The 16,741-nt window shown below is 44.7% G+C and carries 11 protein-coding genes; 8 read left to right on the forward strand and 3 right to left on the reverse strand.

Annotation, left to right across the window (positions count from 1 at the left end; genetic code table 11):
• Positions 1 to 108 precede the first annotated feature (108 nt).
• A complete protein-coding gene (locus KFV02_RS08590; RefSeq protein ID WP_252381131.1) occupies positions 109 to 2,718 on the forward strand; it encodes a PEP/pyruvate-binding domain-containing protein in 2,610 nt (869 codons plus the stop codon).
• Here KFV02_RS08590 and KFV02_RS08595 read toward each other — a convergent pair.
• Entirely contained in the window at positions 2,695 to 4,041 is a 1,347-nt protein-coding gene (locus tag KFV02_RS08595) for a glycerate kinase type-2 family protein (protein WP_252381132.1), read from the reverse strand. The two genes, KFV02_RS08590 and KFV02_RS08595, sit on opposite strands and share 24 nt — an antisense overlap.
• 313 nt (positions 4,042 to 4,354) lie before the next feature.
• Between KFV02_RS08595 and KFV02_RS08600 the strand changes: the two genes are divergently transcribed.
• The 7 genes from KFV02_RS08600 (at position 4,355) to KFV02_RS08630 (ending at position 13,050) form a co-directional block, all read left to right on the forward strand.
• Positions 4,355 to 5,614, forward strand: coding sequence for a glycosyltransferase family 4 protein (locus KFV02_RS08600; RefSeq protein ID WP_252381133.1), 1,260 nt, complete (start codon positions 4,355 to 4,357; stop codon positions 5,612 to 5,614).
• A 310-nt stretch (positions 5,615 to 5,924) separates the two neighbouring features.
• Entirely contained in the window at positions 5,925 to 7,664 is a 1,740-nt protein-coding gene (locus KFV02_RS08605; protein WP_252381134.1) for a sugar phosphorylase, read from the forward strand.
• Positions 7,665 to 7,683: 19 nt separating this feature from the next.
• On the forward strand, positions 7,684 to 8,061 hold the full coding sequence (locus tag KFV02_RS08610) for a phosphomannose isomerase type II C-terminal cupin domain (RefSeq protein ID WP_252381135.1): 378 nt from the start codon (positions 7,684 to 7,686) through the stop codon (positions 8,059 to 8,061).
• A 357-nt stretch (positions 8,062 to 8,418) separates the two neighbouring features.
• Positions 8,419 to 9,588, forward strand: coding sequence for a zinc-binding metallopeptidase family protein (locus KFV02_RS08615; RefSeq protein ID WP_252381136.1), 1,170 nt, complete (start codon positions 8,419 to 8,421; stop codon positions 9,586 to 9,588).
• The gene (locus tag KFV02_RS08620) at positions 9,564 to 10,535 is read left to right on the forward strand and encodes a glucosyl-3-phosphoglycerate synthase (protein ID WP_252381137.1); all 972 of its coding nucleotides are present in this window, start codon (positions 9,564 to 9,566) and stop codon (positions 10,533 to 10,535) included. The genes KFV02_RS08615 and KFV02_RS08620 overlap by 25 nt, the downstream gene beginning before the upstream one ends.
• Positions 10,536 to 10,619: 84 nt before the next feature.
• Entirely contained in the window at positions 10,620 to 12,089 is a 1,470-nt protein-coding gene (locus KFV02_RS08625) for a glycosyltransferase family protein (RefSeq protein WP_252381138.1), read from the forward strand.
• Position 12,090: 1 nt separating this feature from the next.
• Entirely contained in the window at positions 12,091 to 13,050 is a 960-nt protein-coding gene (locus KFV02_RS08630) for an HAD family hydrolase (protein ID WP_252381139.1), read from the forward strand.
• Positions 13,051 to 13,367: 317 nt separating this feature from the next.
• Here KFV02_RS08630 and KFV02_RS08635 read toward each other — a convergent pair whose 3' ends face one another.
• Both KFV02_RS08635 and KFV02_RS08640 read right to left on the reverse strand, forming a co-directional pair.
• Complete coding sequence (locus KFV02_RS08635) at positions 13,368 to 14,804, reverse strand: sigma-54-dependent transcriptional regulator (RefSeq protein ID WP_252381140.1); 1,437 nt, start codon at positions 14,802 to 14,804, stop codon at positions 13,368 to 13,370.
• A complete protein-coding gene (locus KFV02_RS08640; protein ID WP_252381141.1) occupies positions 14,786 to 16,273 on the reverse strand; it encodes a sensor histidine kinase in 1,488 nt (495 codons plus the stop codon). Before KFV02_RS08640 ends, KFV02_RS08635 begins: the two co-directional genes overlap by 19 nt.
• Positions 16,274 to 16,741: the final 468 nt, after the last annotated feature.

Raw genomic sequence — 16,741 nt, forward strand, 5'->3', positions numbered from 1 at the left:
CTAAACCTTACTCAGCGGACCACTTTTCATAATTTTTTCAAATCTGGTAGTCAAAATGAGGTTTGGCCACAGACTTTTAATGTTTAGAGAGCGTGGAAGTCATAAGGTATGGCGGGATTCGATTTTTTTAAGAAAATTTTTTCCAAAGAAAAAAAAGACCAAAAACTTTCTCCGGAAAGGACCAGGCAGTTGCGACTTAAATTCAAGGCCCGCTATTATAGTTTTAAACAACTTTTGGGAGCCAATAACAAGGCCTTGGAAATTATGTCAGAATTAGAAGAGGCCTTGCATGGTTGCAGACCTTTCGGCATGACCTTTGTCCGCTCCAGATGCACATTGGTTTGCACAAATGTATATACAATGGTTCAAAACCTATGTCAGCTGGCACCAGGCAAATATGATGATTTAAAGGTGGTTTTTCATGAACTAAACACCAGGATAGACAATATTCTCAGGGAAAGAAAGATTGGAAAGGGCAAAAAACCGATACTATTTCTGGATGAGATTGATAAGAGTTTTGCCCATGAAGCGGGTTCTAAAATGGCTAATCTTGGGGAACTGAAGAATAAACTTTCCTTCAATGTCCCTGATGGATTTGTGATTACTGCCTCGGCTTATGTTCGTTTTCTGGAAAAAAATAATTTATTGGATGAGATTGCACGGATGCTTCAAGCAACACCCATTGAGCGGACAGAGAAACTTTTTGAATTGTGTTCTCAGATTCAGAATATGATTTTAAAGGCCTCTTTGCCGCAGGACCTTGAAGCCGCCATATTTGATGCTTATGCCAGGTTGGAGGAAAAATGGGGAAGTGGTCTGAAAGTATCGATGCGTAGTAGTGCTCTGGGTGAGGATTCGGCAGAGACCTCTTTTGCCGGTCAGTATCGTTCAGAGTTAAATATTTCCAAACAAAGCCTTATACAGGCCTATAAAGATGTTGTAGCCAGCAAATATACGCCCCAGGCCGTATTATACCGTTTTAGCCTGGGTTTAAAAGACGAAGACGTGGCCATGTGTGTGGGGTGTATGCCCATGGTCAATGCCCGCTCTTCCGGCGTCATGTATTCCATGAATCCTACTAATTTTGAGGACAAACGCATCCATATCTCTTCTACCTGGGGTGTTGCCAAAGCTATTGTGGACGGTCTTGTTGAACCGGATATGTTTTTCATTGCCAGAGACCCTGAACTCCGTATTGATAAGGCTGAATTAGGAGCAAAAAAGCTAATCTACCGTTTAGTTCCTGATGAGGGAGTAATGCGTGAGCAAGTCAGTGAGTCAATGCAAAAAAAGTTTTCCATTTCCAAGAAAGAAGCTCTTGCTCTGGCTCGTTTGGCCCTGGCTTGTGAAGAACATTATGGGTTTCCACAGGATATGGAGTGGAGTATTTCTGAAGATGGACAGGTTTATATTTTACAAACCAGGCCGCTTATACAAAATTTGATTGAGAATATAGATACAAAGCTGGAAGATATACCTGCTAAACCCTTGTTTACAGGAGGCCAGACAGCAGCGTCAGGAGTCGGTTTGGGAGAGGTCTACAAAGTTGAAAAGGATGTAGACCTGGTGCTCTTCCCTGAAGGAAGTATCCTGGTAGCCAGGAATTCGTCGCCAAGGCTAGCCATGGTTTTACCCAAATCTTCCGGGGTTATTACCGAATATGGTAGCGTAACCGGACATCTGGCCAATGTTGCACGTGAATTTAATGTGCCTGCCCTGGTTGGAGTCAAAGGGCTCATGGATAAGTTAAAACAGGGAGAAAAAATAACCTTAGATGCAGATTTGAGAGCTGTTTTTCCAGGCAAGGTGGATATGTTAACTTGCAAGAGAGAAGATGCTAAAAAATTCAATCAAAATTATCCGGTCTATAGAACTTTAAAAAAAGTTTGCCAATATATTGTACCTTTAAACCTTTTGGAGCCTGAAGATATTGAATTTAAACCTTCTTATTGCCGGACCCTGCATGATATTACCAGGTTTGCCCATGAAAAGGCGGTCATAGAGATGTTTAATTTTGGCCGGGAGCATGATTTTGCTTCATTGGCCCCTAAGCAGCTTAAGTCCATCGTGCCTATGCAGTGGTGGGTCATTGATTTAGATGATGGGTTCAAGGAAGGTGTGCAGGGAAAGTACGTGCATTTGAAGGATATCCGTTCTGTGCCCATGCTTGCCCTATGGCGGGGTATTGTGGCTGTGCCCTGGGAGGGCCCACCCCAATTGGACAAGCATGGCTTCATGTCGGTGCTCATGCAGGCCACGACCAATCCCAATCTGGTTCCTAGTCTTAGGTCTGATTTTGCCATGCGAAATTATTTTATGATTTCCAGAGATTTTTGTCACCTTCAGTCAAGGTTTGGTTTCCATTTTTCCAGTATTGAGGCCTTGGTTGGTGAGCGGAGGCAGGAAAATTACATTCGCTTCCAGTTTAAGGGTGGAGCAGCTGATCTCAGGCGACGCAAAACGAGGGCGGAATTTGTTGGCCAAATATTGGAAGAGTATGGTTTTGAGGCCAAAGTCAGAGAAGATGCCCTGTTTGCCCGCATAGACCGCTTTGAGCGCAAGTTTATGGTTAGCAGGCTTAAAATTTTAGGTTACCTGCTAATCCACACCAGGCAACTCGATATGATCATGGGCAACAGAAATAGTCGTGAATATTACTGGCGGAAAATGATTCGGGATATTGATGAGAGGATTTTAACTAATTCTTTGACCCACTAAAACCAGATGAATGTCCATGACATTGGTCAAAGTAGGCCCGGTTATTATTAGCTCGCGTGTGCGGTTAAAAAAAGTATAGGCATCATGCTCGTGGAGAAACTTTCTGGCATCAAGGTTTAATTTTTTGGCTCTGGCTGTGGTTGAACCTGTCACCATCGCGCCAGCAGCATCAGTAGGCCCGTCAGTACCATCAGTACCGGCCGACAATATAAGGACATTTTTTAATCCTTCCAATTCCAGAGCGGCTGAGAGGGCAAATTCCTGATTGCGGCCACCGAGCCCATATGACTCGCCTAGGCTCACTGTGGTCTCTCCTCCGCTGATTACACAACAGGGAGGGGCCATTGGATGACCACTTTCTAAGATCTCTTTTGCTATACTGACATGCACACGGGCAATGTCTTTTGTCTCCCCTTCTATACTGGAACTTAAGATAAGAGGAGCATATCCTAGAGAGGAGGCAGCCCGGGCTGCGGCCAGAAGGGCTTGGCGATTGGAGGCTATAATGTGATGGGAAACATTTTTAAAACACTCTTCGTCAGAAAATGGCGTATCAGGAATAATGCCTTTCAGGCCCTGTAAAACCAGTTGTTGCACAGATTCCGGAAGTTTGTCCCAGAGGTCATATCGAGTGAGAATCGCATGACAGTCTGCCCAGGAACTGGAATCTGCTGCTGTCGGTCCTGAGCCAATAACATCCAGCCGATCACCAACCACATCACTGATAATCAGGCTTATTGTAGTTGATGGGTGTAGGTGACGGGCTAAGCGCCCGCCTTTAATCTGACTTAAGTGCTTGCGTATGGCATTGATTTCCTGAATATTGGCTCCGCTTGCCAGGAGAAGTCGCGTTACTTTTTGTTTGTCCTCCAGGGTAATACCTGGGGCAGGCGCAACCAGTAAAGAGCTAGCTCCGCCAGAAAGAAGAAAGAAAAAAAGGGTGTCTTTAGACCTGTGTCTATCCACAAACGCCAGAATCTCTTGGCCTGCCCTGATACTTCGTTCATCAGGGACCGGATGGGCAGCCTCTAAAAGACGTATCTTTTTCGTGGGCAGGGTGTGGGCATCCTTTACTACTACCAAGCCACCATTAAGCCGTTCTCCAAGAAGAGATTCCACGGCCACGGCCATGGCAGCACCTGCTTTGCCAGCGCCAATGGCTACGATTTTTTTGTAAGTGTTGAGAGCATAATAGTGGGTGCCGGTTTTCAACTGGGAATCTCTATAGTTCAGGGCACCAGAAATGGCAGCCTGGGGTTGCACAGATTTAAGAGCGGCAGCGAGGATATGACTCGCATGCTGGCGTAACCTCTTTTCATACATAAATATGGCTCCTTTTAACCTCTTAACAGAGTTTCCGTATCTAAATTGACGCTAAAATAACCAAAGTTTTGAAGCAATAAAGCAAAATTTTTACTTTTTTACTTGTTTGTCCCGGGAAAGGCAGGGCTTACTAAAGACATTCTTTCTATTGAAACCAACAGAGCAGACGTGATAAAATAAAAAATTAGATGCGCTTGCCCTGAACTTCTTAGCTTCTTTTGTAAATTCTAGTCTTAACCTTGCTTGACACAAAGTAAATGGCTTGAGTAGTGACAACTTGATTTTTATTTTATTATTAAAACGGGTAATCAGTATGTCTGAAAGAATAGGTTTTATTTCCACTCGCTTTGCCGGGACTGACGGCGTATCCCTGGAAGCTGCCAAATGGGCAGAGGTATTACAGGAGCAAGGCCATGTCTGTTTTTGGTATGGCGGACTTTTGGAGAGGTGGCGCAAGTTTTCTATGTGTGTTCCTGAGGCCTATTTCAAACATCCTGCAAACGAGTGGATTAATGAACATATCTGGGGGCGTACGCATCGCTCCCCTAAAGTTACCCGCTACATCCACGACCTGGCTGAATATCTGAAAAGCACCATTTATGATTTTGTCAAAGAGTTTGACCTCACTCTGCTCATCATTCAAAACGCCCTGGCAATACCCATGCATCTGCCCCTAGGTATTGCCATTACAGAATTTCTTTCCGAAACCGTGATGCCGGCCATAGCTCATCACCATGATTTTTACTGGGAACGTAGCCGCTTCCAGGTCAATTGTGTCCCTGATTTTCTGGACATGGCCTTTCCACCGCGCGATTTCCATCTGCAACATGTGGTTATTAATCAGGCGGCCAGGGAAGAATTGGCATTACGTAAGGGAGTTTCTTCTCTTCTCATTCCCAATGTTATTAATTTTCATCGCCCGCCATTACCTCCTGATGAGTACTCAGCTGATCTGCGTCAGGAAATAGGTCTTTCTTCTGATGATAAACTTATTCTGCAGCCAACCCGTGTAGTGCCTCGCAAAGGCATTGAGCACAGTATAAACCTGTTGCAACGATTAAATGATCCACGCTGTAAGCTGGTGGTTTCTCATCCGGCCGGAGATGAGGGCTCAGAGTATCAAGAACAGTTGATGGCCCTGGCCGAGTCCGTGGGAGTGGACATCCGTTTTTTTGGGGAGCGGGTCAACTATCGGCGCCATGTCAATTGTCAGGGAAAAAAGATTTACGTTTTGCACGATATCTATCAGCATGCCGATCTGGTCATTTATCCCAGCATCTATGAAGGGTTTGGCAATGCCCTTCTGGAATCCTTTTACTTTAAAGTCCCCGTTATTGTAAACCGCTATCCTGTATGGGTGCGAGACATTGAACCTAAAGGATTTCGCGTCCCTGTAATGGATGGTTTTATCACTCCCCACGTGGTAGAAGAGGCCAAAAAGCTTTTATACAACCACGAATATCGTCAACAACAGGTTGACTACAACTATGAACTGGCAAAACGCTATTATAGCTATCCAGTGCTTCGCTATGGATTGCAAATATTAATTAATAACATAAAAAATCAAGTTTAAAACAAATTCTCCTCTCTTAAGGGGCAAGATCTAGCCCCTTTTAATTTCCTGTCTTTTCTACTTTCCCAAAATTTAACTGGCGTTTAGGATCTAGCTTTAATAGATATGGGAAATCAATATTTTTAATTGGTTAGAAGCATTGTAAAGCAATCATTGCACCTAATCCTATACAGTTAATCTTTTGCTTTCCTGAAAATTACTCCAGAATAATTAAAAAATCTTACCACCTCTTGAGTTAAAGTAAAAAACAGGTTAATTTTAAAACCACACTATATTTAGAATAAGCCAGATATCTTATGGAGAATAGAACATGTGGAGTTCTACTGACGTCTTGAAACAACGATTAGAGAAAAGGCTGCAATTTCTTTATGGAGAAAAATATAAAAAGCGGCTCATGAAACGTATTGGACTCTTGTTAGCCCGGTATGACTTTTTAAGAGAACAATGTCGTCCTGACAAACTGTGGGACGAAAAGACTTGTCTTCTTATCAGTTATGGCGACATGGTGAGAAAAAAGGCAGAAAAGCCACTTCTTACCCTGCACCGTTTTTTACAGGATTATGTGAAGGGGACCATTGAATGTCTCCATATTCTGCCATTTTTCCCCTACAGCTCTGATGACGGCTTTTCTGTTATTAATTATAGAAAGGTTGATCCTGCTCTGGGAGAATGGGAGGACATAAAAAAAATCAGCCAGGACTTCCGCCTCATGGTGGATCTGGTTTTAAACCATGTTTCCCGTTGTTCAAGTTGGTTTCAGGATTACATTGGTGGAATTGCGCCAGCCATGGATTATTTTATGGAAGTTGATCCTGGCGATGATCTTGCTCAGGTAGTAAGGCCCAGGACCACGCCTCTTCTTACCAAGGTGCAAACTGTTTATGGAAAAAAATATGTCTGGACTACTTTCAGCTCTGACCAGATGGATTTAAATTACGCCAATCCCGATGTCCTGATGGAGATGCTGGACATCCTGCTCTTTTATATCTCAAAAGGGGCCAGGATTATTCGCTTGGACGCCATTGCCTATTTATGGAAAATGATAGGGACACCGTGCATTAACCTGCCGCAAACCCATGAAATAGTGAAGTTGTTCAGAGACATAACAGACTATTTGGCGTCTGGAGTTCTTCTGTTGACAGAGACCAACCTGCCGCACTCGCAAAACATCAGCTATTTTGGGGAGGGAGACGAGGCCCATCTGGTATATCAATTCAGCCTGCCTCCTCTTTTACTCTATACACTGCACCGAGGTTCAGCCAGGCATTTGCGTGAGTGGGCGGCCGAACTCACTGCCCCTGGCCCCCGATGTACTTACCTCAATTTTACAGCCTCTCACGATGGGATAGGTGTGCGGCCTTTAGAGGGATTAGTGAAAGAAGAAGAGATTGAAGAACTGGTTCAGACAATCCGCTCTCTTGGCGGACTTGTATCCTGTCGTTCTTGCGCAAATGGCGTGGAAAGACCCTATGAGTTGAATATTACCTATTTTGACGCTCTAAAAGATCCCAAACAACCCCAGGATGTGAATCGGCAGATAGATCGTTTCATTTGTTCCCAGACCATTATGCTAAGTTTGCAGGGTATCCCTGCCATTTACTTCCATAGCCTCATGGGCACTGGCAACAACTATGAAGGAGTGCAAAAGACCGGTCAAAACCGGGCTATTAACAGAGCACGCTTTCAGGATGAGGAGTTAAGAAAGCTCCTCTCAGACCCTAAAACGGTAACCTCCAGAGTATTTTCCAACTATATCGACCTGTTAAGAAAACGGAGCCAGGAGCCTGCTTTCCATCCCGACGCCGTTCAGGAGGTTCTGGATTTGCCAGATGAACTGTTTGGGGTTGTCAGAAGGGCAATTTTGAGAAACGGGGAAACGAGAGATATTTTTTGTCTTCACAATGTGAGCGATAAAGAGCAGCGTATTCGTCTTCCTGATTTAGATGGTACGCTGAAGGGTAAAAAAATGAAAGATATTATAAGCAATATTGTGATGGAGGACGATGTTTATCTCAGTCCCTATCAAAGTTGCTGGTTGAAAGAGCGTTAGTGTTGGATGGAGGGCAACTATGACGGCTCAGATAACAAAAGAAGAATTTATCCAGTTAACCGAACGCCGTCCCTGGGGAAGTTTTACCGTATTGGCTGATGAACCAGACCACAAGGTAAAGCGGATTGTGGTCAAACCAGGCCAGAGACTTTCTCTTCAGCGGCACAAGCGCCGCCAGGAACACTGGCTGATAGTCAGGGGGGAGGCAGTTGTCACTCTTAATGACAGAGAGCTTCAACTCAGGGCGGGGGATGCGGTGGACATTGGTTGCGGAGTAATTCACCGGGTGCAAAATAAAAGGGTCGAAAATTTGGTTTTTATTGAAATTCAACTGGGAGATTACTTTGGCGAGGACGATATTGAGCGACTGGAGGACGACTATGGTCGAGCACCTTAAGAGTCAGGGGCCGAACCTTACTTAAGAGGGCAAATTTTCATAATTTTTTCAATCCTGATTTCTTTCGTGCTGGTGCAAATGTCAGGACCCATCTATAGCTTGCTTGCCCAGTCCTTTGCAATTCATTCAAGAAACCAGGATTTCTAATCTGGCAGTCAAAATGGGGTTTGGCCACAGACTCTTAAAAGGACTAATAATTTTCTCAACCTTTATGGGCGATAACCACTTTAGGTGCTCGCTGAAACGAGGACGGGGGAATGTTGTAACAGAGAAACGGTGATGGGGAGGAGCGGAGAAAAAATCCCCGATTCTTTGTTTCTTCCATTCTCCGTTTCAACATCAGGGGGGAGGTGAATAATGAATGAAAAGGACTTGAGTAAAGTTCTGGAGCGGGTGAGGGGGCTTACTGCTGTACTGGAACCCTTGCGAGAGGTTCTTTTGGCCAACCTGGTTTTAATCGGTGAAATACCGGCTCCTACCTTTGGTGAACAAAAAAGAGTTTCTTTTCTGGAGGAGCGTTTTGTCGAATGTGGGTTGCAAAATTGTTCCACAGATGAACTGGGCAACGGACTGGCCATTTTGCCTGGAACAAAAGGAGATGAGACTATCCTTCTCACAGCACATGCGGACACTCCTTTTGCAGCCAATGAAGACCATACCTATACCTTGAATTCACACCGTGTTCTTGGGCCGGGAGTTGCTGACAACAGTCTGGGACTGGCTGTTCTGGCTACTTTGCCCATCCTGCTTGAGAAATTGGATATTCAACTGAAAAACAATCTTCTCTTAATGGCCTCTGTACGCAATCTGGATCAGGGCAATCAGGAAGGATTGAAATTTTTTCTTGCTAACAGCAAACAACCCATCCATGCGGCCATTGTCATTGAAGGCTCACCCCTTGGCCGGCTCAATTTCCGCTCCATGGCCTCTCTTGGCGGGATGATCACCTGTCAGATAAACCGCAAGATAAGTCAGGAGAGTGCAATTAATATTTTATGTCAGATTGTAGCGCAGCTTAATGCTATTCATCTGCCACAGGAAAACCATACTTTTTTTACCCTTGGTTCTATTGGAGGGGGGATTTCTTATAAATATCCAGCCCGCAACGGTTTTCTCAAGTTTCAGTTGCGTAGTAACTGCGACCGGACAATTGAGGAGATAACCGGCTCCATTTATAATATTTTGGATGGCATTGCCCAGCAGCCAGGTGTGTCGGCTCACCTGAAGCAGATCGCCAGCACTAAATCAGGCGGTCTGGATTCAGGTCATCCTTTTGTCCTGCGGGCACGACAGATATTGGATGCCCTTGACATATCTCCACAGGATAGCATCTATTCTCCCATTATTTCTGCCTTTGCGGAGTACCAGGTACCGGCCCTATGCATAGGCATAACCCATGCGGAAAATGTCAACTATGTGGATGAATTCATTGAGATTGAACCCATTATGAAAGGAGTTGCACAGTTAATTGGTATTCTTATGGCAATTGACGGAGGTCATCAGTGCAGAACATCAACAGCTGGTTAAAGTCAAATACTTTTCATCATAGTCAATTTAAAGATATTTCCCGGCTCGTAGAAGAAAAGGAGAAACAAGGCTTAACCATTTCTTTGTGTATTCCAACTTTGAATGAAGAAAAGACCATTGGCAAGGAAGTGGTGATTTTTAAATCAGAGCTGATGGATCGTTACCCATTGATAGATGAATTGGCTGTAATTGATTCCGGCTCTACAGACAGAACCCTGGAAGTGGCGGCCTCCTTTGGAGCGGATGTGTATCTGTCAGCAGAGATACTGCCTCAGATGGGCGCCAAGCGCGGTAAAGGTGAAAATTTATGGAAGGCCATTTATCAACTAAAGGGCGATATTATTGTCTATGTTGATGCGGACATAAAAAATATCCATCCCCGTTTTGTCTATGGCCTGGTTGCACCCCTCATTTATCGTCGCGAGATCAAGTATGTGAAAGCCTTTTACGATCGCCCACTGGCCCTTTCCGGTCAAATCAGGCCATCGGGAGGCGGTCGGGTAACAGAGATCCTGATCCGGCCTCTATTTTCTTTATTTTTCCCCGAACTGACTGCCCTGGTGCAACCTCTTTCTGGAGAATATGCGGCCAGACGGGAGATCCTGGAAAAGATCCCTTTTCCGATAGGTTATGGAGTGGAGACATCCCATCTTATTGATGTCTATTCAGAATGGGGCTTGGATGCCCTGGCCCAGACCGACCTTGACCGCAGAGTCCACCGCCACCAGACTACACAGGCTCTCGGCAAGATGGCCTTTGGCATTCTGCGCGTGTTTTTTAAACGGCTTAAACAAAGAGGGATCGTGGAGTGTTTACCTGAGCTGCCCACTTTTTTGCGTCAGTTTCAGGCCCATGGCGAACAACATGAACAGATTGTCTATGAAATATTTGAGGAAGAAAGGCCTCCCATGATTGAACTAGAGGTCTACCGCAACCAACATAAATAAACATTCACCCTGTTAAAAAGTGTTAGCACTGGCTTTGCCAGCCCAGCTACACTGGATTTAGCAGGGTGAGCACTAACTATCATTATGCGCGTTGCTTTAATTCACTATCATCTTCAACCAGGAGGCGTAACCCGGGTTATCAACCATATCTTAAGGTCGTTGCAGTGTAGCGAGATCAATTTTGTGGTTTTAACCGGTGGGCCTCCGCAGGAAGATATTGACGGAAAATGGCGTCTTATCCCCGGACTACAATATGAGCACTGCCGTCCGGAGATTAGTGCTGACCGACTGGTGCAGGAAATAGAAGAAGCTGCTTATGAAGCTCTGGGCGGGAAACCTGATTTGTGGCATGTGCACAATCCCTCTTTAGGCAAAAATCTTGTCTTACCGTGCGCTTTGCACAAACTGGCTCGGAAAGGTGAGCGTCTTCTTTTGCATATCCACGATTTTGCCGAGGATGGTCGGCCTGGAAACTATCAAATGATGCTCCGGAAATTAGCTGAGGGGGACAGGGATAAACTTTCTTCTCTGCTCTATCCAGTGGCCACGCATATCCACTACGCGCTCCTGAATAGCCGCGATTTGAATTTTCTCATGCAGTCTGGCGGGGATAGCCGCCAGCTTCACCTTTTACCTAATCCCGTAGGCATTGAGAACTTAGAGGAAGGGGAGCAGGCAGGAGCAGGCAGGGTTTGCTCTCTGTTGCAGGGAAAAAAATTGTGGCTCTATCCCACAAGGGGCATACGTCGCAAAAACATGGGCGAGTTTTTGCTCTGGGCAAGTTTAGCTTCGCAGGAAAATATTTTTGCTACCACCCTGGGGCCACTAAATCCTGTTGCCAGAAGGCAGTTTGAAAAATGGAAAACCCTTGCCCACACCCTCAATCTGCCTGTTCATTTTGAACTGGCACTTCAATATGATTTTACTTCTATTTTGCAAAAAGCATATTGTTTGCTAACTACCAGCATAAGCGAAGGTTTTGGTCTGGCTTTTTTGGAACCCTGGCTCTTAAATCGTCCCCTTTTTGGAAGAGACATTCCGGAGATAACATCTGACTTTAAAAAACAGGGACTAACCCTGCCCTGGCTTTACAAACGGCTGGAAGTACCTGTAAAATGGCTGGGGCTGGATGTAATTGAACGTAAAGCCAGAGAAGGGTTGCAGAAGAGTTTTCATGCATACGGCCGTGAACCCGGGCCGGATGATGTAGAGCGAGTTCTTTCCGTATGGGTTAAAGATAAAAACGTGGATTTCGGTTGCCTGGATGAGGAGTTACAGGCCAGTGTCCTGCACCGGATAGTAAATAGTCCCGGAGAGGTTATGTGTCTGCACCCCTGTAGCCTGCCGTCTTTTAAAGATATTCAGGCTTGTCTTGCTATCCATCGCCAGATCTTAAAAGAAAAGTATAGTCTTAAGCGTTATGGCCAGCAACTGGAAGCAATTTATAATCAGGTGGCTGCAAGTCCGGTCTCGTCTTTATCTTGTTTGAATGGTGAAGAATTGCTGGACTTATTCCTGGCGCCAGAACGCTTAATGCTGTTAAAAGTTGATTGATATGGACGACATAAAAGAGTTATGTCAGCTTATACATAGTTTAAGCCGTCCTTTAAACCCCATTCCCACCAATTGCCCGCCAGAACTTGCTTCATTACACGCACGGGCCGTTATCTTTGATGTCTATGGTACCATGCTCGTTTCCGCAGCTGGCGATATCGGCACTGACACTGGAGATGCGGCAGCAGGCGCTGACGCTCATGAACATATCTTCTGGCAGGCAATAGAAGATGCAGGTCTGGTGCCTAGCCTCTCCGTGTCTCCGTGTCCATCCGTCTCCGCGTCCCACTTTCCTCGTGTCAAAGATATCAGGGGCACGAGCATCCTACAGCAGTTGATTAAAGAGGAACATAACAAAAAACAGGAACAGGGGATAGACTATCCTGAGGTCAATATTCTTGATATCTGGCGCCAAGCAAGTGCTGTCCTGGGGATAGAACAGCTGGATGAGCTTTCCCTGCAGAAATTGGCCCTGGCCTATGAGCTCCGCGTTAATCCGGTCTGGCCCATGCCCGGGCTTAAGGAAACACTTGGCACTCTGCAGCAAAGAGGGATTGTCCTGGGTATCATCTCCAATGCCCAGTTTTATACTCCTCTTATTTTAGAGACCCTGCTCCATGCTTCCCTTCCAGATATTGGTTTTCAGGCAGAGTTTTGTATCTGGTCTTATGAGGAAGGCATGGCAAAACCATCGGTTAATCTTTTTTCCAGATTACAAAAAAGGCTCCAGAAAAAAAATATTTTGCCTCACGAGGTGCTCTATGTGGGGAATGATATGCTTAAAGATATCTGGCCAGCAATGCACATAGGGTGGAAAACAGCCCTGTTTGCTGGCGACAGAAGATCACTGCGCTGGCGGGAAGGAGATGAGCGGGTAACGGGCTTGAGACCCCGGGTGGTGATTAATGACTTACGGCAGCTTTGCGTGTGTTTGGATAGGAAATACAGTACAAGTTCTTAAAAAATGAGAAATCAATTTTTTCAACTTTCGGAGTTAATTTGCGTTTACATTTTCTTCAATGCTAACAAAGACTTGGACACATCTAAGGCTCGCTTGCGGGCTGTGCATAAAGGGGTTTTTTAGTAGTTAAATGTTATTCAAAGCTTTTTCTGTATTCATGATATATTTCGCAATTTTTGTGAGGTAGTCTCCCTATGCACATCTTTTCCGCAGGCTTCGCCAAGATGTGTTGCCCAAGCCGTCTGTAATGCATTTCAGAAAATCCGCTCTCCAAAAGTATTGAAATTATAGCGACTTAGACAACTCCGAAAGTTGAGTCAATTTTTTTTAACCACGGTTTTGGTCTCAATGCCTAGTTTTTCCATTTTCGACAGCAGTGTGGGCCGGGAAAGACCCAGGAGTTTGGCTGTTTGAGAGCGGTTGCCATTGCAGATTTTTAGGGCCTCGCCAATAACCAAGGCCTGAAATTTATCCACCAGGCGTTGAAATAGATTGTCTTGTCCTTCCTGAGCCAGGGCTTCCATGACCCAGACTGGAATATCTGACTCAGAAATTGTTTTTTGAATCTTATTTTTTTCTTGTTTGTTTTTTTGTGATATGGCCCGCAGAATATCTGATTCACTAATAGGACATCCTCGGCTAAAAATGAGCCCTCTTTGAATTACATTAGATAGCTCCCGGACGTTACCTGGCCAGGAATAGTTTTCCAGAGTCTTTATGGCCTTAGAAGTCAAGCCGGTGTTTTTAAGCCCCATCTGGTTTGCATGGATATTCATGAAGTATTTAGCGAGAAGAGCTATATCTTTTTTTCTGGAACGAAGGGGTGGAAGGTTTAGTGTGACAACCTTTAACCTATAATAGAGATCTTCCCGGAATTTGCCCTCGGAAATCGCCTGTTCAAGATCGCGGTTGGTGGCGGCAATGATGCGCACATCTACAGGAATAGAGTTTCCTCCTCCCAAACGCTCAATGCTTTTTTCCTGGAGTAACCTTAAAATTTTAGCTTGAATGCTCTGGGGCATGTCCCCGATCTCATCCAGAAAAACTGTTCCTCCGTTAGCCTGTTCGATTTTTCCTATGCGTCTGTGAGCTGCTCCTGTGAATGCCCCTTTTTCATAGCCAAAAAGTTCGCTTTCCAGCAGGGTTTCAGGGATAGCCACACAATTTATGACCATAAAAGGCTTGTTACTGCGCAGACTATGCTGATAAATAGCGCGGGCAATAAGTTCTTTGCCCGTGCCTGATTCTCCGCGGATGAGTACTGTGGCGTCAGTGGGCGCTACCCGGCCAATGGCCTTGTAGACTTCCTGCATGGCCCTGGATCGACCAACAATGCTTTCCGGGTCTGCCAGCTCCAGGCCGGCATCCATGACTACCTTGGAGCGCATTAGCCTGCCTGCTTGAATGCCTTTCCGGATCAGGGAAAGAAATTCAGGAATATCAAAAGGTTTTAAAACATAGTCAAAAGCTCCAAGTTTAGTAGCTTCTATGGCCGTTTCAGTGGAACCGTAGGCAGTCATAATAACCACTGGCAGTTTGGGACTGATGCGCTTTAGGGCTTTAAATCCTTCAATGCCATTCATGCCAGGCAGACGTAAATCTAAAATAGCCAGGTCAAAAAACTCATTTTTGACTAGCTCCAGGCCTTTTTCAGCTGAAGAGGCAGCAATGACGTGATATCCTTCGTCTGAGAGGAGGCGGGCAAAGCTCTGCCTTAATTGCGGGTCATCATCTACTATGAGGATTTTAGCCATCTCTGTTCTCCCAAACTGGGTAAAGTAATGGTAAAAACAGTACCTTCGCCGGTTTTGGATTGGACATTGATCCAGCCGTTATGGTCTTCTATTATTCTTTTTGCAATGCTTAGGCCCAAGCCTGTACCTTCTTCTTTGGTGCTAAAAAAAGGCTGAAAGATTTTTTCCTGCAGATGGGCGGGGATCCCGGGGCCATTATCGGAAATTTTGATCCGGACCACATGTCCTAGAGGCTCGACTACCCCTTTTTGAATCTGTATGTGGATTTTGCCTCCTTGTTCCATGGCATCACAGGCATTTTCCAGGATGTTGACTATAACCTCTTTTAATTGGTCCATATCAAGCATTGCCCGAGGCAGAGCGGTGTCTTTTTCTATCTTGACTTTAACTCCGTAAGACTCAAGGCGATGGCGCATAAGTTGTAGGGCCAATTGTACTGGTTCGGAAGGGTCAAAAGGTTGGGTTTTGAGTTTGGGCCGCCTGGAAAATTCTAGAAAATTAGTCATGATGGTGTCTATATGCCTAATTTCTTCAGAGATAACCTCAAAATCTTTTTTTTGTACTTCATTGAGTTTGAGGGACCTTTCCAGAGAAAACAGACGCATTTTTACAGAGGTCAGGGGAGTGCGAATACTATGGGCAACGCCTGCAGCCAATTTGCCGACCATGGCTAGTTTTTCAGTCTGTTGCAAATGTTCCCGGCTTACTTCCAGCTTGTTTTTGGTTTGGTCCACATTGCGGATTAGAGTATGGATGTGCGTACTCAAGGTCTTGATTTCGTCTTCAAAGCGCAAAAATTGGCGTGGATTCTCTGTTTCTTGGACCAGCTGGCGGATTGGTTCCAGAACCTTTTTAAAAATCAAATAAGCTAGAAAGCTACCCAGTATAAGAGATGAGATGACAAGGGAAATAGCCAGGGCGTTGATGGTTTGGTGTTTTTTGTGGATGATGGCCAAGGTGTTTTCTATATTATTCTTATATAGATTTTTATATGTTGTGCACAAATCCACTAGTTCCAGAAACTGAGCTCGGATTTTCCAGTGTTCTTTGGCTCCTTGTTCTCTCTGACCCTGTTTGTATAAGACAATAACTTGGTCCCTGGCAAAAGTATAGCGGATATACTTGGATTCTATTTTATTTAAAATATCCAATGCCTGTTTCATTTGGGTATATTTCCTGGCTCTATGCAGCCAGTCAATAAATGAATTATTGTACTCATCCAGCTTTTCAAGCCACCGGGGATCATTTTGCAGAAAATAGTAGGTCACAAATCCTTTTTGCATGATCAGTGTATTTTGTAGCTCTTCAGCAACAAATAGGGAGGAGATGTCTTCACCAACAGCATCGGAAAAGAGGTGATCAATCTGGTAAGTGTACCAAATTGTTATCCCTGAGCCGCACAAGGTGATGATAACCAAACAAGTTAAAATCCAAAATAGTTTGGCCCGGAGGGTAAAATGTTTGCCCATGACAAATAAACCTCATATGTTTTCGTTCTTTCGATGATTTTTAATGGAGCTGTTCAGAGCGTTATGCTTGCTTTGAATGTTTCCGAACAGCAATGAGGCGAAAGCCTCCAAAGGCGTGCCAGACCGTTATTAACCTTCTTAGACGTAATTGCCGTGTAGAATGACTCAGGAGAAAAGTGAGGAGGGAAGAAATTTATTTCAATGACAATCTGTGGATATGCCAAAGCTTTGAAAGGTGGTTAAACAAGTACACCTGGTTCTATAAATATGAAGAGTCTCATCAATCTCCTGGGGTACAGGAAACCATGTGATGTATATTTCAATGAGCGTATAATATTAACTGACTCAACTTTCTCGTATGTTTACATCACCTGTTTTCAAATTTAAGAGATAAAGAAATAAGAATTTAGGCGTGACAGACCGTTCAACTTTCTGGTGCATCAAGACACCGTAACTCAGCTTTTGGTC

It is taken from the genome of Desulfovulcanus ferrireducens (genome assembly GCF_018704065.1).
In the GTDB taxonomy this organism is placed as follows: Bacteria; Desulfobacterota; Desulfovibrionia; order Desulfovibrionales; family Desulfonatronovibrionaceae; genus Desulfovulcanus; species Desulfovulcanus ferrireducens.